The organism is Alicyclobacillus suci (assembly GCF_017329615.1).
In the GTDB taxonomy this organism is placed as follows: Bacteria; Bacillota; Bacilli; order Alicyclobacillales; family Alicyclobacillaceae; genus Alicyclobacillus; species Alicyclobacillus suci.
In genome coordinates, this window is the sequence record NZ_JAFMTW010000220.1 from 1 (window position 1) to 271 (window position 271).

The 271-nt window shown below is 59.0% G+C and carries 1 protein-coding gene; it reads right to left on the reverse strand.

The window, feature by feature from the left end; genetic code table 11:
* A partial coding sequence (locus J3482_RS22060) for a ribonucleotide reductase barrel domain-containing protein (RefSeq protein WP_369123495.1) occupies positions 1 to 240 on the reverse strand: 240 nt, incomplete at its 3' end.
* Between the last annotated feature and the right edge of the window lie 31 nt (positions 241 to 271).

Here is a 271-nt window from a genome sequence, read left to right on the forward strand (position 1 = left end):
TCTCCAGGTAGAAGCACAAGGCGCCGAGCTTCTTGCCTCCCCGAGAGACCGCACGCAGTGTGGAGTCAAGGTGTGTATGAAGGGGATCGGCCCAGTTGATGCAGTGTTATCTGAGCGGATCGGGGATCCCTCGCAGCGAAGATCCGACATCGACAACCCAATGCCGCCGGTGCCCTTGGTGATCCACATGACGTCGCGGATCGTCTGGGCGATGTGCTCCAGATTGTCCTCAGTGCGCATGACGAAGCAGTTAGATAGCTGAGCCGATGGC